The organism is Alteromonas sp. ASW11-130 (genome assembly GCF_026183735.1).
Lineage (GTDB): Bacteria > Pseudomonadota > Gammaproteobacteria > Enterobacterales > Alteromonadaceae > Alteromonas.
On the sequence record NZ_JAPFRE010000010.1, the window covers coordinates 1 to 632 of the forward strand.

A 632-nucleotide genomic window follows, 5' to 3' on the forward strand; every position below is an offset into this window, starting at 1 on the left:
TTGCCCCATTTAACTTCTAAACGCTCTAACTCAGCCTCGGCAGCCTCTTTGCTCACTGCACGATAAACTGGCTTCAAGTCAGCCATAAATTCTTTCTGATGCTTTGACGCAACATACTTCATCGAATTGCGTATTTGATGAATAACACACTGCTGAACTTCCGTCTCTGGATAGATAGAGGCTATTGCCTCAGGAAATCCGGTTAGGCCATCCACACAGGCAATCAGAATATCTTCAACACCACGATTGTGTAGGTCAGTCAGCACTGACAGCCAGTAGTTCGCACCTTCTGATTCAGATAAATAAAGGCCAAGTAACTCTTTTTTGCCTTGGACATTCAAGCCGAGGATTGTATACACAGCTTTACTGATGTATCGCCCGTTTTCTTTGATTTTGTAGTGAATGGCATCCAGCCAGACAAACGGATAAAGCGCATCCAAGGGGCGCTGCTGCCACTCCTGAAGCTCTGGTATCAAACGGTCAGTCACGCCTGTAATTGTGGCTTCAGAGACCTCAAGGCCGTACATGTCTTCTACATGCCCACGAATATCACGATAACTCATGCCAAGGGCAAACATCGACAGGATCTTACGGTCAATCTCATCAGTGAGTTTTGTTTGGTTCTTCTTCAC

The 632-nt window shown here is 45.7% G+C and carries 1 protein-coding gene; it reads right to left on the reverse strand.

All coding sequences use genetic code 11. The features are described 5' to 3' along the window. On the reverse strand, window positions 1-632 hold a 632-nt coding region (locus tag OPS28_RS02570; RefSeq protein WP_265607871.1), incomplete at both ends, for an IS256 family transposase.